Genomic DNA, 20446 nt, shown 5'->3' with positions numbered 1-20446 from the left:
AGAAAGATCGCAGTGTCATTTCTACAAGCAATAATCGACGGGCTGCTGGTGGGCGGCGTCTACGCCGTCATCTCCATCGGCCTGACGCTGGTCTATGGCGTGATGGGCATCGTGAATTTCGCGCAGGCGGAATTCCTGATGATCGGCATGTTCGTGTCCTGGTTCGCCTGGGCCTATCTCGGCCTTGATCCGGTGCTGGCTGCGCCGCTGTCCTTCGCGGTAGCGTTCGGCATCGGCTGGCTGGTACAGGGGCAGTTGATCGCACGCGTGCTGAAGGCGCCGTCGGTGGCGCAGATCTTCCTCACCGTCGGACTGCTCATCGTGATCGAAAACGGATCGCTGCTGCTGTTCGGCTCGCAGTTCCGTTCGGTGACCACGTCCTATCAGACCATGTCGCTGTCGCTCGGCGCGCTGTTCATCAGCGTGCCGTATCTGATCGCCTTCGGCATGTCGCTGGCCTGTGGCCTAGCCCTTTGGTGGTTCATGCGCACGAGCTGGTTCGGCCGCGCGATGCGCGCGACTGCGCAGAATCCAATGGCTGCGCAGCTGATGGGGATCGATACGGCGCTGATGTACAAGATCGCCTTCGCGCTCGGCGTCGGCCTCACGGCCTTCGGCGGTGCGGTGATCCTGCCTTATGTCACGGTGTTCCCCGGGGTCGGCGGCCAGTTCGTCGTGCTGATGTTCACCGTCGTTGTTCTCGGCGGTCTCGGCAGCGTCGCGGGCGCCGTCGTTGGCGGGCTCGCGGTGGGCGTCATTCAGGCGCTGTCGTCGCTGTTCTTTCCGATCCAGTTGCAGAACCTCATTCTGTTCATCGTCTTTATTTTCGTGCTCGCGGTGAGGCCGCAAGGCCTTGTGGGAGCATCTCGATGAAACGCTGGATCGCAATTCTGGCAGTGATCGCCATTGCCGCGGTGCTGCCGCTGCTGCTCAGTCCGACCGGATACTGGATCCGCGTGCTTACCTTCACGCTTCTGTTCGCGGCGATGGCGCAGGTCTGGAACATCATTGGTGGTCTGGCCAACCAGACGTCACTCGGCCACGCCGCCTTCTTCGGCATCGGAGCCTATACGTCCACGATCCTGGTGCTGAAATTCGGCATCAGCCCGTGGATCGGCATGTTCGCCGGCGGCATCCTCGGCGGCGTCGCCGCGCTGATCATTGCCGTTCCGACCATGCGACTGCAGGGGCATTACTTTGCTTTGGCCACGCTGGCGTTCGGCGAAGTGATGCGCGTCATCGCCAATGTCTGGACGTCGCTCACCGGCGGGCCGGTCGGCCTCTCGGTGCCGTTCGTGCCGCCGAGCATTGCCGCCTATTCGTTCAAGCAGCTGTTGCCGCATGCCTATATCGCGCTGATCGCCTTGATCATTGTGACGGTCATCTTTGAATGGATTAGGCGCAGTGCCATGGGCTATCGGCTGCGCGCCATCAAGGAAAACCCTGCCGCTGCGGAAGTGATCGGCATCGACACCACCAAGGTGAAGCTGCAGACCGCCGTGATCTCCGGCGTGCTGATGGCCATGCTGGGCACGCTCTATGCGCAAGTCGCCGTGTTCTTCGATCCGGATACGGTGTTCAGCGCCGCGTCCATCTCCATCCGCGTCGCATTGATCGCCATTTTGGGCGGCGTCGGTACGGCGATTGGTCCGATCCTCGGCGCGCTGTTCATCATTCCGGTCGAGGAGCTAATGAACGATCTGTTCTCGTCGGGCGCGGCGGGTCTTTCGCAACTGATCTTCGGCGTCATTTTGATCGCTGTCATTCTGTGGCGGCCACGCGGCTTCATCACCGTGTTTGACTCGCTAATGGCACGTTTTTCGAACAAGGCACGCCCATGACGATTCTCGATGTGCGTGGCATCTCGCGTCGCTTCGGCGGGCTTCAGGCGCTGTCCGACGTGACGTTCTCGGTGTCGAAGGGACAGATCGTCGGCTTGATCGGGCCGAACGGTGCCGGCAAGACGACGTTCTTCAGCACGCTGGTCGGCCTCATTCGCCCGGACAGTGGCTCCATCCAGCTCGATGGCACCAGTGTGGTCGGCCAGAAGCCGCACAAGGTCGCCGCGCTTGGCATGACCAAGACGTTCCAGAACGTGGCGCTGTTTGCCGAAAGCTCGGTGCTCGACAACGTGCTGACCGCAGGCCTGTTGCGTCATGATGTGGAGACGGCGCGCAAGGAGGCATTGATCTGCCTCGACCGCGTCGGGCTCAAATCCGTTGCCCACAAGCTCGCCGGCAATCTCTCATTCCCGGAGCGCGCGCGTGTCGAACTGGCACGTGCATTGTGCACCGGCCCCAAGGTATTGCTGCTCGATGAGGTGATGGCCGCGCTCAATCCGGTCGAGATGCAGGAGATCATGGACCTGATCCGCTCGCTGCGCGACGACGGCATCACGCTGCTGGTCGTCGAACATCATATGCGCGCGATCATGACGATCTGTGATCGCATCCTGGTGCTGAATTTCGGGCGTCTTCTGGCCGATGGCACGCCGGAGCAGGTGGCGAACGATCCGGTGGTGGTCGAAGCCTATCTCGGCCGTTCGATGGAGGCCCACAAATGAGCGCGTCTCAGCCATTGCTCGAGATCAAGGGCCTCAATGCCGGCTACGGTGAGATCGAAGTTCTGCACGGCATCGATCTGCAGATGTTCGAAGGCGAGTTCGTCTGCATCATCGGCGCCAATACCGCCGGCAAGAGCACGATCCTGCGCGCGATCTCGCGCCTGGTGCCGCATGTCACCGGCACGTTGCGTTTTGCAGGCAGTGATCTGTCGAGCCGCGCCTCGCATGACATCCCCACGTTGGGTATCGCGCATGTTCCGGAAGGGCGCCATGTGTTTTCGGACATGATGGTGGAAGAAAACCTGATGCTCGGGGCCTTCACCGCGCGGCATGCCAAGGACCTGTCGTCGCGCATGGAAGGCATCTTCGAGCTGTTCCCGCGTCTGCGCGAGCGGCGCGGGCAATTGGCGGGCACGCTGTCGGGTGGCGAACAGCAGATGGTCGCTGTCGGGCGCGCGCTCATGCTGCAGCCGAAGCTGTTGCTGCTGGACGAGCCGAGCCACGGTCTGGCGCCGAAGGTCGTCGAAGAGATGCACGATGCCTTCACCAAGATCCACAGCGGTGGAACGTCGATCCTGCTGGTGGAGCAGAATGTCGGGCTGGCGCTGGATGTGGCGACACGCGGTTATGTGCTGGAGAGCGGTCGCATCGCACTGCAGGGCACGTCTGCAGAATTGAATGAAAATCCTGCCGTTCGCGCGGCCTATCTCGGCATATGATCGAGGCAGACGCGCGAACGACGTCGAACCCTGGCAATCGCAAACGGAAGGAATAAATATGAGCTACGATCAGACGATCACCCTCGGCGGGATGTTCGACATCGGTCTTGCCGCACGGCGCGAAGTGCTTGGTGCCGCCTATGTCGATAAGTCGATGCAGTCGACCAATGATTTCATGATGTCGTTCCAGCACATCACCACCGAATGGTGCTGGGGCTATGCCTGGAATCGTCCGGGTCTCGATCGCAAGACCCGCAGTATGCTGAACCTCGCAATGCTGACGGCCCTGAACCGCGCGCCGGAAATCAAGTTGCACACCCGCGGCGCAATCACCAACGGCGTTACCGTCGACGAGATCAAGGAAGTGCTGCTGCACGCCACGGTCTATTGCGGCATCCCGGCTGGTCTCGATGCGTTCAAGGCCGCCAACGAAGTGCTCAAGGAAATGGGCAAGGTCGAGTAGGTCGTCAGCATAACGCTGGCCACTTGAGACGGCCCTTTCTGCTGCTCCAGTCCGCTCGATCTGCACAAGATCAAGCGGACTTTTCTGTTTACCCCGACGATACGAACAGGAGCGCAGATACCCGCGCCGGGCGCTCCTGTTGCATCTGTGCCAGTCTTGCAAGACTCAGGCAGCGGGCTTGGATGCCGTGGTCGTCGATGCCGCTGGCGCTGCCTGAGCCTGGGGCTCGGTTGTGGCCTTGGCGAGCGCATTCCTGAGCGCCTGCTCCTTGGCATCGTCGAGGGACGTCTTCAACACGGTGCCGCCGGCGTCCTGGATTTCCTTGAGGACCTTGTCTGCAGTGATGCTCTTGATGAGAACGAACAGCGCTGCATTTCCCGGCTGAAGGCTTGCCGATAGCTCCTTCATGAAGTCGTCGTTGATGCCATAGTCCGTCAGTGCACCGCCCAATGCACCGGATGCGGCGCCCAGTGCCACGCCGAGAAGGGGATTCAGGAACAGCACGCCGATCAGTAATCCCCAGAAGCTGCCGGAAGCCGCGCCGGCCATGGTGGTATTCATCAACTGGTTCAGCTTGACGGGGCCGGCTTCGGTTTTCACCGCGATAACGGCATCGCTGATCGTGATCAGATATTCCTTTTGCAGCTTGAACAGACGCTGCCGTACCTCTTCGGCTTTTGCTTCAGATGGATAGATGATCGCGACGAGATCTGACATTTCCAATCCTCCTGACTGAGAGATTTCTATTCCGCCACGTGGCCTGCTTCGTTGAAGGTTCCTTCTGCGGCTATGCTGCCTTGGTTCTCAGCTGCCACGCGTAAGCGAGCCACGCCAATCCGTGGGAGATCATGTCGACGGCCAGCAGAGAGCCGAGAACCCACAAGCCTGTCCTGGGAAAGCCGGTCAGAATGACCAGGCCTGCCAGAATGCCGAAGAGTCCTGAAGCCTGCATGATCCAACCCCCTTTGCTCCAGCGGCTAAATCCAAGCAGCATGCGAATGAAGCCGGAAACCAGCAGCAATATGCCGAGGACATAGGTGAGGATGATCGCGCCGGCGACAGGCTGCTGCACCAGAACGATGCCGAATGCGACGTAGAGAACGGCGAGAAGGATTTGCCACAGAAATCCTCCCCAGCCCTTGGTCCAGAACGCATGGATCATTTCGAATACACCAGCGACAATGGCCGTCCAGCCGATGAACAGCGTGCTGATGACAGTGGCGAGAACGACATCGCCGAGGATCAGGAGCCCGGCCAGAATCAGAACGATGCCAAGCAGCACGCACATCCAGAGCGGCGGGGAAGGCAAGCCGGTGACGCTCACCGAGGAACTATTGCCATACGTCGTCATCCTGTTCTCCCGCTCCTGCGCTGCTTGTGCGCTATGATTCGAGGCCGCCGTATCACTGCGCATTTTTCGTCACACCATCAGCGCCACGCGCAGACGCGGCGACCATGACGCCACCAGCACACACGGCGACGACGTCGCGACGATCGATGCGGGTGGTGAAGGACCCTGCGCGCCGGGCGCCCGGCCACAGTCACCTGGGCGTTTTCGGTGAGCGGCTCCAACTTGTTGGCAAGGTCTTTCTCCAGCGGGATTGGCGCGGCCTTGGCTGTCGTCAGAAAGACGCTTGTGCCAAGGCCCGTGGCGACCGCGCTAAACAGAAGGCCCTGCAAGAGGTTTCGCCGATCCATCACTTCCATAGGACTTCTCCTTTCACGGATAGGAAAAGGAACGTCAGAGATATAAGGAGGCACCGGAGTTGCGCGGCAGAGCCGGTAATGGCGGAGCACAGGCGTGCATGGGCGCACGAATGATAGTTCGCCAATGAAAGCTATTGTGAAGCGATTTTGGGTTTCAGGCGCCAGCCCTTGAACAGTCTCCGACCAGGTCGATTGCCCGGTCGGGACATCAGGCAGCCCAGCCTGTGTTGCGATCGACTGCGGGTCCATGGGACTCCGTTCCGGCTTTTTGTCAGCCTGATTTTTGATATCGCACAGGGCGAATGGATATTACCAAAGGTGTAGTCCGTCAATCGGAACAGAAAGATGGGTATGCCTCGCTGTCTCAATTTGCAGGAATCTTAAGCCGCTTGATTAGATCGGCATGTCGCAATTTTCAGTTACCTGTCCGTATTTGTCGTGGGCGTCTCTCGCCATGTCTTAGTAATTACATGATACGAGCGGTGATGTTGCATCGGGTCAAACCCTGATGCGCGTGGATACTGTCGAAGGTGTGATAGTATCACTCTGGTGACGGGGCTGTGCCTGCTCACAAGAGGCGGTGCCATGAACAGAGGGGATGCGGGAGGAGGCAAACCGGCGAGGGGGTGGAACGAAGAAACAATCGACCCGCGGCGGGGCGATATCGAGGATGATGCCGCCAGCCCTGACCAGCGAACCCTGCTCTCGATGGCCGGGAGCCTGCTTGTTGAAGTCAGTCTGCCAAAGCTCCTGTTTGCCTGGACCGTATCGTTGTTGCTGCCGGCGGTGTCGTTGGGCCTCGCGGCATTGGTTGCTTCTGCGTGGCTCTCAACTCTGTCGGACAAGGTTCTCGTACTGACGGAGATCGGTGCGTTCCTGGTGGCAATCGGGATTGTCGCGCTGGGGTGGATCGGCTGGAAGCCTCTGTTTCGGGTCGCTGAGGTCAACTTCTGGTCTCTCAATGCACTTACCATCCAGCCGGGATACGTCTTCGGCCGCGAAGGGCTGCAGCATCTGACGGAGAAGGTGCTGGGAAAACATCTGGCCGTGCACGGAAGAGCGCGGCTCCGCGCGGTGAATTCGGCCGCGGCCGGAATCGCCATCTCTATTTGCGCCGTGGCGGTCGCGATATGGGCCTGGCCGGCCTCGCGCTGGACAGGAAGCCTGGAAGATCTTGGTGTTCCTCATCGTTTGATCATTCCGACGCTGGCAAATGCCGCAGTCTTGATATGCGGCTACCTTGCCGGGGCATCGCTTGTCTGGGGTCTGGCGGATGCCCGCATGGCGCAGCCTGTTGATCTCGTCGCTTTCGATGCAGCGCCGGCGCATGCCAGGATCTGGCGCGTGGCTCATTTGTCGGACCTCCATGTGGTTGGCGAACGTTACGGTTTTCGCATTGAAAGCGGGCGCGCCGGGGCGCGGGGAAATGAGCGTCTGCAGCAGGTGATGGCGCGGCTGGCCGCTATTCACGCCGTTGATCCGCTCGACCATGTGCTGATCAGCGGCGACATGACCGATGCTGGACGGGCGACCGAATGGGCGGAGTTTCTGGACGTCCTGTCGCGCTATCCGGACCTCGTCGCGCGCATGTTCGTGCTGCCCGGAAATCACGATATCAACATCGTGGACCGGGCGAATCCGGCGCGGCTGGATCTCCCGTTCAGTCCGGGCAAACGGTTGCGGCAGGTTCGCACGATTTCGACAATCGCTGCCATTCAGGGCGATCGTGCGTTTGTTGTGAAAGACGGGAAAGGTCATACAACGACACTGAATGACGCATTGGTTCCCTATCGCCGTCAGATGGCGGATTTCGCGGATCTCGGTGGCCTGCAGCGTGCAGCCCGGTTGCGTGGGGTCTTCGATGACCTGTACCCGATGGTGGTCCCGCCTCTGGAGGAGAATGGACTCGGCATAGCGCTGCTCAATTCCAATGCTGAAACACATTTCTCCTTTACCAATGCACTTGGCCTCGTCTCGATCGAGCAGACCCGCCGGCTGGAGGCTTTTATCGCTGAGTTCCCGAAAGCGCGCTGGATAATCGCGTTGCACCATCACCTGATGGAGTATCCGATGCCAGTGACCGCTTTCGCGGAACGCATCGGAACGGCCGTGATCAACGGCAGCTGGTTTGTACGTCGGCTGAAGGCCTTTGCCGATCGGGCCGTCGTCATGCACGGGCATCGCCATATCGACTGGATCGGCACCTTTGGATCGTTGAAGGTCATTTCGGCGCCGTCACCGGTCATGGCCGCTGCTGATGCAGCCAGCACGCACTTCTATATTCACAGACTTGCGGCGGGGCCGGATGAGCAGCTTTGCTTGCTTGAGCCGGAGCGGATCGACGTGCTGGCGGGCGCGAGTGACCGTACGGATGCGGCGGAGGATGCGACCGCCAGATCATCGATCGCGTAATGCTATCACTCGCAATCGTCGGCAGAAATGGCTCGACCAGAAAGCGCGCCGAGCCGCATCGCGTCGTAACTATTCGAATCGAAATCGAGTCAGCTTGCGAGTTGTGCCTGAGGTGGCGATCTTGCGGCGCCGAGTGACCGCTGTCATATTCCCGCGCAGAAAGTGGAGGCTCCCATGATCAAGAAGGCCCTGCTTGGACTTTTCGGCGCATCCCTTTTGCTTTGCGTCTCATCGCCGCCGGCTTCCTCTGCCGCATTCAGGGCGGGAACGCTGACATGTATGAGCAATCCCCGGATTGGACTGATTATCGGCTCGCGTCAGACGCTGCGATGCGTGTTCAGGGTACGAAATGCGTCACGGCAGTACATCTATGAGGGAACGGTGCGCCGCATCGGCCTGGATCTCGGCGTGACTCCGTCGAGCGCGCTGGTCTGGCGGGTCTTCGCCCGAAACTCACAGGTCGGCCGCGGTACGCTCCGTGGAAATTACGTCGGCGCGAGTGGCAGTGTGGCGTTTGGCCCGGGTCTGGGGGCGAATGTTCTGATCGGGGGATCCCGCAGGACCGTGATGCTCCAGCCACTGTCGCTTGAGCGCCAGATTGGTGTGAGCCTTGCTGCGGGAATAGCGACGCTGACGTTACGCTAGCGTCACTCAACTGATTTTTGTTGTCGGCGCAGCCGCAACTGTCGCTCGCTCGGAGGTCGCGGCATGGCGTGCAAGCGTGGTCGCCCTCTGCGGTGCAGTGTCTGTCCTTGAGGTTGTCGCGGTTGTTCTACGTTGAGCGGGGACGCTGGTGTCTTCAGGCGGTTGGTGCGGACATCGTCCCGAATTGCTTCGGAATCCAGCCTCTGACCACGCTCGACGGAATCGCGAGGCTCTGCGATTGCGGATAACGCAGCGCACAAGAAAATCAGTCCCGAACCTGCCGCAGTAATAAAGCGCTTCATGACATCTCCTGTTGAGGACCGCTCGAACGAAAACTCATAAATGAAAAAGCTGCGCATCTCCATGCGGCCTAAACGTAGCTTCCTGGTTTGTCAGATACGCTAATCGTCGCTTAGCCCAAGGCGCCGGCGAGCCGCTTCGATGTCCGATGTATCTTCATCCGATGTGTCTTCGTGATCGGCAACCGGATCGCCCGGCGAGGCGGGCCGTGAAGACGCTGTTCGCTCAGATCGACGCGTATCCGTCCGGAGCGACCAGAAAGCCATGGCAAGGCCGATCACGAAGACCACAACCAGAATCAGGAAGAGTGCCGATTGCTTGATCCAGGAGATCGCGGGAACTGCCAGGGCCATCGAGAGGCCAAGGAATCCCATTTGCAGCGACATAAGGTTCAGCCCGGCGAGAAAGGTGCCGAGTGCCAGCAGCATCAGAAGCACGAGACTCGTCGCAGGCGCGGGCAGAAGCTGTTGAACGCCCGCCAGCAGCATGATGTTCATCGTAACAAGAACCGCGATCCAGTGAAGCGCTTGGGTCCACACCAATCGAACCCGAGCCTGCCTGTCATCGAGCTCGGTCCATTCGGTCACGACGCATACAACACCAATTGCGAGGGCAAGGAACTCCCAATAGCCAATGAGCGGTTTGCCTGAAAAATTCGTATAGGCCACGCCCGCAATTGCAAGCGCGAGAATGGCAAGAAAGGGTAGCTGCCTGAGGACGATGCTTCTCGTTCTGAAGTGAAGGTCTTCAGTATGCCGACCCGGTGGCAGATCCAGCTCACTCATCGACGATCCAGTCGTAATTCTGTCCGCTGTCGCGAATTCCGAAACGTCGCGGCCTCCTTCAAAAAGCTAGCCTAGGCCTCTGCGAGGCCGATGCGATATCGGATGATCACCTTAGGGGACCCAGGGGATTTCCCGATGAGTTCGCAGGCCCCAGTTCGTTTCCGGTTTGGGTGAGGCGCAGCCGGGCGCAACAAATGCTGGCGCGATCGGCGTTCCCTAATCTGGATCCAGCGCCTCGCCCTAGGGGAAACACCTGATTGTACTGGTGACAGCGTCAATGATCTGCTGGGACTTCTCGGCTCGTCGGACGTTTCCTGCGACGGCCGCGCCAGCACGTCTCGCTGCTCGAAGGCGATCGAGAAAGGCTATGAGAAACGGTTCGACCGAAAGTGCACAAGTCGGACGAATAGAGATGAAGCTTCGCAAGGTATCGCAGCTCTTCGATACGCTCGATCCGTCTCCGTTCCGCGAGACCGATCTAGCGCTACAGGCTGAAGATTATATCGTTGATCGCGCGCTGGAGTTTTCCGACCGTGTCCCAATTGAAATCGCCATCTATCTGCCGCCAGACGAACTCCGGAAAACGCATGTATCCGATATCGCTGCCGCGGTCCGATACTACTTCGGCCTTCGAAGCCAGGCCGTCTCACGTGAACTCAGTGAGTTGTTCAAGACCGGCCGGCTGTCGCTCGTCGTTGGAATGGTAATTCTTTTCATCTGCCTCTTGCTCGGCTGGGTCTTTGCTCAGCGAATGACGGAGGGACCGTTTTCAAGGGTTCTTTCAGAGAGCTTTCTTATTCTGGGCTGGGTTGCGATCTGGAAGCCTTCGGAGATCTTTCTTTACGCCTGGCCACCCATTGCAGCTCGCAGAAAACTCTTCGACCGGCTTTCCAGGGCGGCTGTTCTGCTCGATGTGGACGACACCGTGTCGTCGATTGCAGAAGGTGCGAACGGATAGCCGGAACGATCTCGGAGGGGCCTGGAAACGGTACCCTCCTATTGCTGCGCCAATGTTGGTCCTTCTTCATTCGACCGATCGTCTTCGAGCGTCAGGTTCAGTAGAAATGGGAACATCATCCAATTCATCCGATCAGAAGCTCTCGCGTGGCGCGTTGATTGCGCTCGTGGTCGGCTCGATGGTCGGCTCCGGGATCTTTGCATTGCCATCGGCATTCGGGCGCGCCACGGGCGGTCTCGGGGCCCTGATTGCCTGGTGCATCGCCGGCACCGGAATGCTGATGCTCGCTTTCGTCTTTCAGACGCTGTCCCGGCGTCGGCCCGATCTCGATACTGGCATTTTCGCCTATGCTGAGGCTGGCTTTGGCGAATATGCCGGCTTCGCATCTGCGGCGGGTTACTGGATCGGATGCTGTCTTGCGGATGTTGCCTGTCTTGTGCTGATCAAAGCGACATTGGGACAGTTCTTTCCGGTGTTTGGTGATGGCACCACGCCCGTCGCGATCGTAGCCGCGTCGTTGCTGCTCTGGAGCGTTCATGTCCTTATTCTCCGGGGCATCAAGGAAGCTGCTGCGCTTAATACGATTGCGACGTTCGCGAAGATGATACCGATACTCCTATTCATCATCGTTGCTGCCTTTGCGTTCAAGGCTGACGTCTTCGCGCATAATTTCTGGGGTGGTGAGGAGCCGAGCTTCGCCAGCGTGTCGAACCAGGTGCGCAACACGATGCTTGTCACCGTATTCGTGTTCGTGGGAATCGAAGGAGCAAGCGTCTACTCGCGCTACGCAAAGGACCGCAACGATGTCGGGATCGCGACGGTTCTCGGTTTTCTTGGTGTGCTTGCCTTGCTTGTCTTGGTCACCATGCTGTCCTACGGAATCCTGCTGCGCCAGGAGCTGGGTGCGCTCGCGACGCCCTCGATGGCAGGCGTACTCGAAGCGATCGTTGGGCCTTGGGGCAAGGTGTTCATCAGCATCGGCCTGCTGATCTCCGTGCTCGGAAATTATCTGTCCTGGTCATTGCTTGCCGCCGAGGTTCTGCATTCCGCAGCCGTCAATGGCACGATGCCGCGCTTCCTCACGCGCGAGAACGTCAATAAGGTGCCCTCGGGCGCGCTGTGGCTTACCAACTGCCTGATTCAGCTTTTCCTGGTCGTCACCTATTTTGCTGAATATGCCTTCACGCTGGCACTGAAGATGACGAGTTCAATGACGCTCATTCCCTATCTGTTCGTCGCGGCATACGGGCTTAAACTCGCATGGACCGGGGAAACCTATCAGACGGAGCCGCATAGCCGCGCCATCGACTGGGTGCGCGGTGCGCTTGCCACGATTTACGCGGCTGTGATGATTTACGCAGGCGGTCTCACCTTCCTGCTGCTTTCGGCACTTCTCTATGCACCGGTCACGATCCTGTTCGTGATCGCGCGGCGGGAACAGAAAGCGACGGTCTTTGCGTCTGCCGAGGGAATCCTGTTCGGAGCGATCCTCGTGGCAGCTGCCGCTGGCCTCTACAATCTTGCGATGGGCAATATTTCAATCTAGTCAGAGTTTCCCGCCTCTACCTAAGCTCGGGATCGTCGTTCAGGTTATCTCCCAGGCAGTCCTCCACATAGAGTCGAAGAACGGCGACGCGCCCGATCGCGAATAGCGGCATCGCAAGCGCAATTCCCAGGACGCCGAACAGAGAGCCGAGCAGGACGATGGCGACCAGTGTCCATGCGGGGGGCAGCTCCACCGCGCGCCGCTGAATGAGCGGGCCGATCACATATCCCTCGATGGATTGAATAACGGTGTAGATCCCGATGGCCCAGATCACCATCGAGGGACCAAGCGGCATGGCGACCAATCCCACGGGGATACTGGCCAATATCGGGCCGAGATAAGGCACGAAGTTCGACAGACCGGCCTGCAGGCCGAGCAGAAAGGCGCTTGGAAGGCCGAGTAAATAGAGCGCCAGCCACACGCAGGCGGTCATCAGGACGATCCGGATCAGTTGCCCCATGAGCCATGAGCGCAGCACGGCGCCCATTTCATCTAGAACAGAACGCATGCGCTCGCGCGAGGAGGGTTTGACCAGCAATACGACGCCGTCGCGATAGGCCTGCGGATCGAGCGAAAAGAGAAGGCCGAGAAATATGATGACGAGCGTATTGGCAAGAAAGCTCGAGGCGGTCCCGACGGCCGATTGCGCGTGGCCAAAGAGCTTGTCGTGATCGGGAAACCAGCGGGAAAAGTCGCGCCCTCCGTCCGGGCCGAACAGATCCACACCAAAAGCCAGCAGGCGTTGTTGCAGGACGTCCAGTTGGGCGTCCATGACGCGCATCAGGATCCGGGCCTGCTCAGGGATTTTTCCAATCCCCCATATTGTCCCTAGCACGATCACTGCAGTCAGGATGACGATCACGATGGCTAGCCGCCACGCGCGCCCGATCGGAATGTATCGACCAAGCGATCGAGCGCAGGCATCGAGAAGCGATGCAAGCAAGATCGCCGCAAATATGATGAGAAGGCTGGACGACGCGCGCCATGCGAGGAAGATGCCGCTGGCAACCCCCAGAATAACGAGCGCTCCCCCGAGGGTCAGCCGCCGGCCAGCGTTCGCGCCTGCCGTTGGAAGATCCCGACTTCGAACGTCCTTGGCTAGGATGGCTTGATCCACTCTCGGCTCAGGCATGGTCCCCCACATCTTCCATAGCAACTAGGGTCCAATCAGTTTCATGCGAATTGCATACCGGACCAGTTCGGCAGTGGAGGAAACTCCAAGCTTGCGCATGGCGGATGCGCGGTGGGCTTCGACAGTTTTCACGCTGAGATTCAGTACCGTGCCGACGGACTTGTTGGTGTGTCCTTCGGCGATCAGCTGAACAACGTTCTGCTCGCGTAACGACAGCAGGACTTTCGATTTGTCCTTCTTGCTGGCCAGGTAGTCGTGAAGTAATTTTTCCACGACCACACCGGTGAAGTAAGGCCGGTGATTGAGTAGTGCATCGATCGCTGCAATGAGATGATGTCTCGCATCTGACTTCAGCAAGAAGCCTCGTATCCCCGCCAGGAGGGATTCGGTGAGGATTTCATTGCTTTCATGCATTGTCAGGATGAGCACCTCCGTCCGGGGGTGATGCAACTTGATCTGACGGCTCACCTCCAGACCGTTCAGGACGGGCATGGAGTAGTCGATAATTGCTATATCCGGCTTCAACTCCCTGATCATGGCGACCGCGGCCCTGCCATCGCTCGCTTCTCCGCTCACGGCCCAGTCCGCGCGGCTTTCGACGATCGCGCGTAGTCCGGATCGCACCACTTCATGATCGTCTGCAATCAAGATCTGCTTCACAGTGCCGTTCCCATTCGTTGGAACCACTGGCCATATCCAATTGACGAAAGCAGCTCGCTAGAACGACCGTCTTGAAATGATATGCGTCACGACTGCCAATTCCGTGAAGGCCGTCGATTATGGTTGCGCAATCATGCTTCTACCAGATTATTTCGAACGGCGTACCGAACCAGACCTGCAGTCGATTTTACGTTGAGCTTGCGCATCGCCGCAGCTCGGTGGGTCTCGGTCGTTTTGATACTCAAATTCAAGGTCTCGCTTACACGCTTGTTGCTGTAACCCTCGGCAACCAGTTTTACGACTGTCTTCTCTCGCGGCGAAAGCGATCGGCCTGTGCCAATATTTCCGTCAGCCGATCCGACCATCGTGTCGCAAGCCTCGCCGGCATAAAACGATCTGTGATGCATCAGTGATTCAACGGCCGCGAGAAGCATTTTGTTGGCATCGGATTTTCGTAGGAATGCGCGAACGCCAACTTGAGATGCTTGTAGCTCGAGCGCGATCGAGTCGTGCATCGTGAAGATGAGCACCTCTGTTGCGAGCTTGTACTCCTTCATCCGCCTTGCAACTTCGAGGCCGGTCATGAATGGCATCGAGTAATCAACGATAGCGACATCCGGATGCTTCTCGATGGCGCAAGCAACGGCCTCTTTTCCATCGCGGGCCTCGGCAACGACCTCCCATCCGGGACGTCGTTCCAGAACTGCACGAATTCCAGCCCGCACCGCGTCATGATCATCGGCTATCATAATCTGCTTCATGGTCCTCAGTACTCCGATGTCATTTCCTTACGGGCGGCAAAATACTTTCATCGAGAAGATCCAACCCCTGGAGTTCATTGCTCTCGCTGAGCGTCAAATTGTTGCATCCGTTAGCTGACCTTTAGCCATGCGACGGTCGGATCTTCGCCGATCCTCGGCCGCCCTGGTGGATATTCACTGGCTTGTTTCCTTTGCGCGAGATGGCTCGTGGAATAGTCGCGTACACCGTTGTCCCGCTACATACCGCTGTGGATGACGAGTGGATCTCAAACGTGCCTCCCATCTGATCCAGTCTCGCTCTCATGGCCGGAATTCCAACACCAAGCGGCACTGCTTTATAGCCATCTCTCGCTCGAGAAATCGGCATTCCGCAGCCGTTATCGCTAATCCGAAGCGTGACGTTGGTGTCTGTGGCCTTGATCGAGATACTTACCTGCGTCGCTTTCGCGTGCCTGAAGACGTTCGCGAGCGCTTCCTGGACAACTCTCAGCAATGAGCGCTGCGTTTCGTTAGGCAATGCATCGACCGCAGCATCGATCTTGAGACGCGTTTCCAGCGATGTCCGCGATGAAAGCCCCACCACAAACTCCTCGATCGCCGACTTCAATCCGCCGTCGAGCAAATTCTGGGGATGCAGGAGGTAGGTGAAAGCCCTGATTTCCCTAAGGGCCTCACAGATCGACGCGTCGATCTCATCGCAAATGTCTATGGCGCTGCCGATGCCAGCGACAGCGCACCTCATTCGCATCATATTCAAACTCGCGGCCAGCAGATGCTGGCAAGTCGAATCGTGAAGGTCTGATGCAATCCGCTGCTGCATATCCTCTTGCAGCGCCAAAAGCTGGATACCAAGGCTTGATTTGCCAAGTTTCGATTTTGTTCGCGCACTAGCAGTGCCGTCGAAAGTGTCGTGACCTACGACCTTTGCCCGAACATGAATTCGACACGATTCGTCTACGTGAGCCTTGTGGGCCATCATGTAGTCCGATGCATCTGGGTCGAGCGATGTGTCAGATAACCACTAAGGTTAAATGCCATCGTTCTTCTGCACGAAGTTAGGCCTACTAAATACCTCTGATTGAATCAGCGTCAAGTAAGATGTCGCAAATCGTCCGATGTCGCGACTGACTATACTCAGTCTGAAAATATACGAAGTAACAATAGAAGTAATTTCAGTTAATTGCCGCGTTTGCTTTGCACAAGGAACTCATCGCCTTTCAACTGGCGCATGGATCTTGCTGCGGTTCGAGAGTGTCCAGCAGGGCGCCGGAGAATCGTTGGTGTGATCAGTAGTTTCCCCGATACCCGGTAGATATCCGCACCCCCAGAATACTCTCAGTCACAGAAGAATTGGCGGGCAAGCGATCACGCAGGCAAAAGCCAGCTATCTGCTTTTGCGAGGCGGTCAGCGAATCTGGCGTGCAATTTTGCTCAGTGAGGGTTTCTTCATGCCTGCGTATGCTCGTCATACCTACCTATGCCGAGTGGCACGATATCGGACGATTATAATTATTCTAACAATTGTGCCGGCGCTTCTGCTGGCGGCGTGTGGAAGAGAGGCCGCTGAGACTGCTCCTGTCGTGCGGCCCGTGCGTACCATCACTGTTGCGAAGAGCGTTGCGGGCGCGCCGCTTTCATTCACCGGCCGTATCGAAGCGGAAGACGAGGTGGCGCTGGCATTTCGCATCTCGGGCCGGCTCATCGAAAACAACGGGAAAACCGGAGACCGAGTGCAGCCCGGTCAGGTCATCGCGCGGCTTGAATCCCAGAATGAGTTGAACACGTTGCGCCAGGCCCAGGCGGCAGTCGCGGCCGCGCAGGGGCAACTGACCCAGGCCCGCAACCATTTCGATCGCCAGCAGACACTGCTTGCACAGGGCTGGACCACCCGCGTCAACTACGACCAGGCAACGCAGGCGCAACAAACCGCTCAATCGCAGGTCGATGCCGCTGAGGCCCAGCTCAAGACGGCACATGATCTGGTGAGCTTTACCGAGCTGAAGGTCGACGCACCGGGCGTCATAACCGCTGTCGGACCTGGCGCTGGAGAAGTTGTCCAGGCCGGGCAAATGATTCTCCGGCTGGCGCGTCAGGATGGCCGCGACGCAGTTTTTGACGTGCCGGCCCAATTTTTCCGATCGGCACCGAGCGATCCGCAAATAGCCGTAAGCCTGACGGACGATCCCGAGGTGACGGCTCATGGTCGTATCCGTGAGGTTGGCGCCCAGGCCGATCCCGTCACGCGCACCTTTGAAATCAAGGTTGGCCTGACGAATCCGCCGGCGGCCATGCGGCTTGGCGCGACCGTCGTGGGGCGCATGGAAATGGATGCCGTCCCCATCATAGAGATCCCGGCATCGGCATTGACGAGGGCCAATCAACAGCCCGCGGTCTGGATCGTCGATCCCGCGAGCCGCACGGTTTCGATCCGAAACGTGGACGTCTTGCGCTTCGAGCAAGCGCAGGTCGTCGTGTCGCAGGGTCTCGACACGGGGGAGGTCGTCGTGACCGCGGGTGTGCAGGCACTCCACCCCGGCCAGAAAATACGCCTGCTTGGGTCTGAGCAATGACCGGCTTCAATCTCTCGGAATGGGCACTTAAGCACCGTTCCCTGGTGATCTATGTCATGATTGTTGCCGTTATCTTCGGTGTCCTGTCCTATTTCCGGCTCGGTCGCAGCGAGGACCCGTCGTTCATCATCAAGACGATGGTCGTTCAGGCGGCATGGCCCGGAGCAACGGTCGAGGAGACCGTCAAGCAGGTTACGGAGCGGCTCGAGCGCAAGCTGCAGGAAACACCGCATCTGGATTTCCTGCGCAGTTTCACGCGGGCAGGCGTCACCACAATCTTCGTAAACCTGCAGGGGAACGCGAACGCCAAACAGGTCGCCGACACCTGGTATCAGGTCCGCAAGAACATTGGCGACATCCGCCATACGCTGCCGGCAGGGGTGGTCGGACCGGGGTTTAACGATGATTTCGGCGATACGTTCGGGATTATCTATGGCTTCACGAGCGATGGCTTCACGCACCGCGCGCTTCGCGACTATGTGGAAGACGTCCGCTCGAAGCTTCTTCTTGTCCCCGACGTATCGAAGATCGAGTTGCTGGGAGCCCAGGACGAGCGGATCTTCGTCGAATTCTCGATGAAGGAACTGGCAAGCCTTGGCATCGACCGCACGGCACTGCTGTCTGCTCTCCAGACGCAGAATATCATAAGGCCAGCCGGCACGATTCAAACGGGCGACGAGACGTTATCGCTTCGGGTGTCAGGCTCATTTCAGTCCGAGCAGGATGTTGCTGATATCAATTTCGTTGCCGGCGGGCGCATGATCCGCCTGAGTGATATCGCCCGGATTACGCGCGGCTATTCCGATCCGCCGCAACCCCTCTTTCGCGTCAACGGCGAGCCGGCCATTGGCCTGGCCATCTCGATGCGTGACGGCGGAGATATTCTCGCGCTCGGCAAGAGTCTCAAGCGGGCGATGGCTGCGATCACGGCGGATCTTCCGATTGGTATTGAACCGAAGCTCATTGCCGATCAGGCTGTCACGGTCGAGAGCGCGATCTCCGAATTCATGATGTCGCTGCTGCAGGCCATTGCCATCATTCTCGTGGTGAGTTTTATCAGCCTCGGCGTGCGCCCGGGTCTGATCATTGCGCTGTCCATACCGCTGACGCTCGCCATCGTCTTCCCGATCATGAAGCTCGCGGGAATCGACATGCAGCGCATATCGCTCGGCGCACTCATTATCGCCCTCGCGCTTCTCGTCGATGATGCCATGACCACCACGGATGCTACCCTGAATCGCCTGGCTGAAGGCGACGACAAGGTTCAAGCCGCCAGCTTTGCCTTTCGCACCTACGCGTTCGCCATGCTGGCAGGAACACTGGTGACCATCGCGGGCTTTGTGCCCGTCGGCTTCGCCGCGAGTTCTGCGGGAGAATACACGTTCTCCCTCTTTGCCGTTGTCAGTATCGCGCTGATCGTCTCATGGTTCGTTGCCGTGATCTTCGCGCCGCTGATGGGCGTTGTCATTCTCAAGCCGCCGAAGCAACGCGGGACAGACGCCCCCGGCAGAGTTTTCAGGTGGTATTGCGGCTTCCTGATATTCGCCATGCGGGCGAAATGGCTGACCATCGCGCTCTCGCTGGTGCTTTTCGTCGGCTCGTTTCTTCTTCTCCCGTTCATCCCCCGGCAATTCTTTCCATCGTCCGATCGTCCGGAGTTGCTCGTCGATATCAGTCTGCCGCAGAACGCATCCATTTATGCCAGCCAGACTGCGGCACAGAGATTCGATGCCGCGCTACAGGGTGATCCGGATGTTGCGCGCTGGAGCACTTATGTGGGTCGCGGTGCTATCCGGTTCTATCTTCCGCTCAATGTTCAGCTGCCGAATGATTTCTTTACCCAGTCAGTGGTTGTCGCAAAGGATGTCGCAGCGCGTGAACGCATTCGCGCAAAGCTTGAGACGCTTCTGGCCAATGATTTTCCCGGTGCTATTGCACGGGTTTCGCCTCTCGAGCTTGGGCCTCCGGTCGGCTGGCCCGTTCAATATCGCGTCAGCGGTCCTGACGCAGGCATGGTGCGCGAAATTGCGTTCAAGCTTGCCCAGGTCATCGCCGCCAATCCCAAGGCGAATGGTGTCAATTTCGACTGGATCGAGCCGGCAAGGCAGGTGCGTATTCGGGTCAATCAGGACAAGGCCCGGTTGCTCGGGCTGAGTTCTCAAGCCCTGGCAGGCGTGCTGAATACGGTCATCTCAGGCACCACGGTCACCCAGGTTCGCGATGATATCTATTTGATCGATATCGTTGCGCGCGCGATCGATGAGCAGCGCGTCTCGTTGCCCAACCTGCGTAATTTGCAAGTTCCGCTGCCAGGCGGGCAGACGGTTTCGCTCAGCCAGTTTGCAACTTTCGAATACGAGCAGGAATATCCGCTGATCTGGCGGCGCGACCGTGTCCCGACCCTGACGGTGCAGACGGATATCACCGCCGGTGCAATTCCGGAATCCGTCGTCAATTCGTTGACGCCGGCCATTGCTGCCCTGGCGAAGACCATTCCAGCATCCTACAGCATCGTGGTTGGGGGCACTGTCGAAGAAAGTCAGAAATCGCAGGCGTCGGTCATCGCCGTTGTGCCGGTGATGCTGCTGATCATGTTTACGGTCCTCATGATTCAGCTCCAGAGTTTTCAGCGGCTGTTTCTGGTCCTGAGCGTGGCGCCCCTTGGGCTCATCGGCGTGGTCGCCGCCCTTCTGCTGTCAGGCCGACCGCTCGGCTTCGTTGCGATTCTGGGCATTCTCGCGCTGCTCGGCATGATCACAAAAAATGCGGTGATCCTGATCGGTCAGATCGATGCTGAACGCGATGAAGGGAAAAGCGTGTGGGACGCTGCGCTCGATGCCTCGAGCTCACGTTTTCGCCCGATCATGCTGACGGCCGTGTCGACTGTGCTTGGCATGATCCCGATCGCTCCGACGGTGTTCTGGGGACCGATGGCCTTTGCGATCATGGGTGGGCTCTTGGTTGCGACGCTTCTCACCCTGATCTTCCTGCCGACATTGTATGTGGCATGGTTCAGGGGCAAAGAAGGGGCGGCGGACCCGCTCCTATCGACGCCAGCATAGTCGGATCGTGCGTGGGTGCCGGCCCCGCTTCGGCACCTAGGGTAACTCCCCGTCTTCAACCTAGGGCATCACCCGATATCGTGGTGCATCCCGAATGTGCTCTTCTTTCCAGCAGTTGATGTTGGAAGGGGGCGCATGGTGCAAGACCTGATGTTATTTGCAT

The 20446-nt window shown here is 58.7% G+C and carries 18 protein-coding genes; 11 read left to right on the top strand and 7 right to left on the bottom strand.

The features are described 5' to 3' along the window. The first annotated feature begins 12 nt into the window (after window positions 1-12). The 5 genes from RSO67_RS16000 to RSO67_RS15980 are packed head-to-tail and all read left to right on the top strand — an operon-like array spanning window position 13 to window position 3745. Complete coding sequence (locus RSO67_RS16000; RefSeq protein ID WP_089263519.1) at window positions 13-873, top strand: branched-chain amino acid ABC transporter permease; 861 nt, start codon at window positions 13-15, stop codon at window positions 871-873. Next, a complete protein-coding gene (locus tag RSO67_RS15995) occupies window positions 870-1841 on the top strand; it encodes a branched-chain amino acid ABC transporter permease (RefSeq protein ID WP_315839676.1) in 972 nt (323 codons plus the stop codon). The genes RSO67_RS16000 and RSO67_RS15995 overlap by 4 nt, the downstream gene beginning before the upstream one ends. Continuing rightward, window positions 1838-2563, top strand: coding sequence for an ABC transporter ATP-binding protein (locus tag RSO67_RS15990; protein WP_315839675.1), 726 nt, complete (start codon window positions 1838-1840; stop codon window positions 2561-2563). The genes RSO67_RS15995 and RSO67_RS15990 overlap by 4 nt, the downstream gene beginning before the upstream one ends. Continuing rightward, window positions 2560-3282 carry an ABC transporter ATP-binding protein gene (locus RSO67_RS15985; protein WP_315839674.1) on the top strand — a complete coding sequence of 241 codons (723 nt, stop codon included), beginning with the start codon at window positions 2560-2562 and terminating at the stop codon, window positions 3280-3282. The genes RSO67_RS15990 and RSO67_RS15985 overlap by 4 nt, the downstream gene beginning before the upstream one ends. 58 nt (window positions 3283-3340) lie before the next feature. Then, window positions 3341-3745 carry a carboxymuconolactone decarboxylase family protein gene (locus tag RSO67_RS15980; protein ID WP_068729678.1) on the top strand — a complete coding sequence of 135 codons (405 nt, stop codon included), beginning with the start codon at window positions 3341-3343 and terminating at the stop codon, window positions 3743-3745. A gap of 165 nt (window positions 3746-3910) precedes the next feature. Here RSO67_RS15980 and RSO67_RS15975 read toward each other — a convergent pair whose 3' ends face one another. Beyond that, window positions 3911-4462, bottom strand: coding sequence for a DUF1269 domain-containing protein (locus RSO67_RS15975; RefSeq protein ID WP_315839673.1), 552 nt, complete (start codon window positions 4460-4462; stop codon window positions 3911-3913). A 70-nt stretch (window positions 4463-4532) separates the two neighbouring features. Continuing rightward, on the bottom strand, window positions 4533-5159 hold the full coding sequence (locus tag RSO67_RS15970) for an HdeD family acid-resistance protein (protein WP_315839672.1): 627 nt from the start codon (window positions 5157-5159) through the stop codon (window positions 4533-4535). Window positions 5160-6037: 878 nt separating this feature from the next. Here RSO67_RS15970 and RSO67_RS15965 point away from each other — a divergent pair. Together RSO67_RS15965 and RSO67_RS15960 are read left to right on the top strand one after the other, a co-directional pair. Further along, window positions 6038-7864 (top strand): metallophosphoesterase family protein, encoded by a 1827-nt coding sequence (locus RSO67_RS15965; RefSeq protein ID WP_315839671.1) that lies wholly within the window; start codon window positions 6038-6040, stop codon window positions 7862-7864. A 174-nt stretch (window positions 7865-8038) separates the two neighbouring features. Beyond that, entirely contained in the window at window positions 8039-8509 is a 471-nt protein-coding gene (locus RSO67_RS15960) for a DUF992 domain-containing protein (RefSeq protein ID WP_315839670.1), read from the top strand. Window positions 8510-8910: 401 nt separating this feature from the next. Here RSO67_RS15960 and RSO67_RS15955 read toward each other — a convergent pair whose 3' ends face one another. Next, a complete protein-coding gene (locus RSO67_RS15955) occupies window positions 8911-9594 on the bottom strand; it encodes a hypothetical protein (RefSeq protein WP_315839669.1) in 684 nt (227 codons plus the stop codon). Window positions 9595-10006: 412 nt separating this feature from the next. Between RSO67_RS15955 and RSO67_RS15950 the strand changes: the two genes are divergently transcribed. Together RSO67_RS15950 and RSO67_RS15945 are read left to right on the top strand one after the other, a co-directional pair. Continuing rightward, on the top strand, window positions 10007-10552 hold the full coding sequence (locus RSO67_RS15950; RefSeq protein ID WP_315839668.1) for a hypothetical protein: 546 nt from the start codon (window positions 10007-10009) through the stop codon (window positions 10550-10552). 106 nt (window positions 10553-10658) lie between these two features. Further along, entirely contained in the window at window positions 10659-12098 is a 1440-nt protein-coding gene (locus RSO67_RS15945; RefSeq protein ID WP_315839667.1) for a basic amino acid/polyamine antiporter, read from the top strand. A 16-nt stretch (window positions 12099-12114) separates the two neighbouring features. Here RSO67_RS15945 and RSO67_RS15940 read toward each other — a convergent pair whose 3' ends face one another. From RSO67_RS15940 to RSO67_RS15925, 4 genes are all read right to left on the bottom strand, one after another. Continuing rightward, window positions 12115-13215, bottom strand: a complete 1101-nt coding sequence (locus RSO67_RS15940; RefSeq protein WP_315839666.1) for an AI-2E family transporter — start codon at window positions 13213-13215, stop codon at window positions 12115-12117. A gap of 39 nt (window positions 13216-13254) precedes the next feature. Next, complete coding sequence (locus RSO67_RS15935; protein WP_315839665.1) at window positions 13255-13890, bottom strand: response regulator transcription factor; 636 nt, start codon at window positions 13888-13890, stop codon at window positions 13255-13257. 131 nt (window positions 13891-14021) lie between these two features. After that, complete coding sequence (locus RSO67_RS15930; protein WP_315839664.1) at window positions 14022-14651, bottom strand: response regulator transcription factor; 630 nt, start codon at window positions 14649-14651, stop codon at window positions 14022-14024. Window positions 14652-14772: 121 nt separating this feature from the next. Further along, entirely contained in the window at window positions 14773-15627 is an 855-nt protein-coding gene (locus RSO67_RS15925; protein ID WP_315839663.1) for a sensor histidine kinase, read from the bottom strand. Between the two features lie 472 nt (window positions 15628-16099). Between RSO67_RS15925 and RSO67_RS15920 the strand changes: the two genes are divergently transcribed. Beyond that, the gene (locus RSO67_RS15920; RefSeq protein WP_315839662.1) at window positions 16100-17221 is read left to right on the top strand and encodes an efflux RND transporter periplasmic adaptor subunit; all 1122 of its coding nucleotides are present in this window, start codon (window positions 16100-16102) and stop codon (window positions 17219-17221) included. After that, window positions 17218-20283 (top strand): efflux RND transporter permease subunit, encoded by a 3066-nt coding sequence (locus tag RSO67_RS15915; RefSeq protein ID WP_315839661.1) that lies wholly within the window; start codon window positions 17218-17220, stop codon window positions 20281-20283. Before RSO67_RS15920 ends, RSO67_RS15915 begins: the two co-directional genes overlap by 4 nt. Window positions 20284-20446 lie beyond the last annotated feature (163 nt).

The organism is Tardiphaga sp. 709, from assembly GCF_032401055.1.
Taxonomy (GTDB): Bacteria; Pseudomonadota; Alphaproteobacteria; order Rhizobiales; family Xanthobacteraceae; genus Tardiphaga.
This window is presented reverse-complemented; position numbering and strand designations above follow the sequence as displayed.

Bases quoted from the DNA above. Each gene is read 5' to 3' on its own strand.
- RSO67_RS15995 (WP_315839676.1), top strand. From the start codon at position 870: ATGAAACGCTGGATCGCAATTCTGGCAGTGATCGCCATTGCCGCGGTG.
- RSO67_RS15990 (WP_315839675.1), top strand. From the start codon at position 1,838: ATGACGATTCTCGATGTGCGTGGCATCTCGCGTCGCTTCGGCGGGCTT.
- RSO67_RS15985 (WP_315839674.1), top strand. From the start codon at position 2,560: ATGAGCGCGTCTCAGCCATTGCTCGAGATCAAGGGCCTCAATGCCGGC.
- RSO67_RS15980 (WP_068729678.1), top strand. From the start codon at position 3,341: ATGAGCTACGATCAGACGATCACCCTCGGCGGGATGTTCGACATCGGT.
- RSO67_RS15975 (WP_315839673.1), bottom strand. From the start codon at position 4,462: ATGTCAGATCTCGTCGCGATCATCTATCCATCTGAAGCAAAAGCCGAA.
- RSO67_RS15970 (WP_315839672.1), bottom strand. From the start codon at position 5,159: ATGCGCAGTGATACGGCGGCCTCGAATCATAGCGCACAAGCAGCGCAG.
- RSO67_RS15965 (WP_315839671.1), top strand. From the start codon at position 6,038: ATGAACAGAGGGGATGCGGGAGGAGGCAAACCGGCGAGGGGGTGGAAC.
- RSO67_RS15960 (WP_315839670.1), top strand. From the start codon at position 8,039: ATGATCAAGAAGGCCCTGCTTGGACTTTTCGGCGCATCCCTTTTGCTT.
- RSO67_RS15955 (WP_315839669.1), bottom strand. From the start codon at position 9,594: ATGAGTGAGCTGGATCTGCCACCGGGTCGGCATACTGAAGACCTTCAC.
- RSO67_RS15950 (WP_315839668.1), top strand. From the start codon at position 10,007: ATGAAGCTTCGCAAGGTATCGCAGCTCTTCGATACGCTCGATCCGTCT.
- RSO67_RS15945 (WP_315839667.1), top strand. From the start codon at position 10,659: ATGGGAACATCATCCAATTCATCCGATCAGAAGCTCTCGCGTGGCGCG.
- RSO67_RS15930 (WP_315839664.1), bottom strand. From the start codon at position 14,651: ATGAAGCAGATTATGATAGCCGATGATCATGACGCGGTGCGGGCTGGA.
- RSO67_RS15925 (WP_315839663.1), bottom strand. From the start codon at position 15,627: ATGGCCCACAAGGCTCACGTAGACGAATCGTGTCGAATTCATGTTCGG.
- RSO67_RS15920 (WP_315839662.1), top strand. From the start codon at position 16,100: ATGCCTGCGTATGCTCGTCATACCTACCTATGCCGAGTGGCACGATAT.
- RSO67_RS15915 (WP_315839661.1), top strand. From the start codon at position 17,218: ATGACCGGCTTCAATCTCTCGGAATGGGCACTTAAGCACCGTTCCCTG.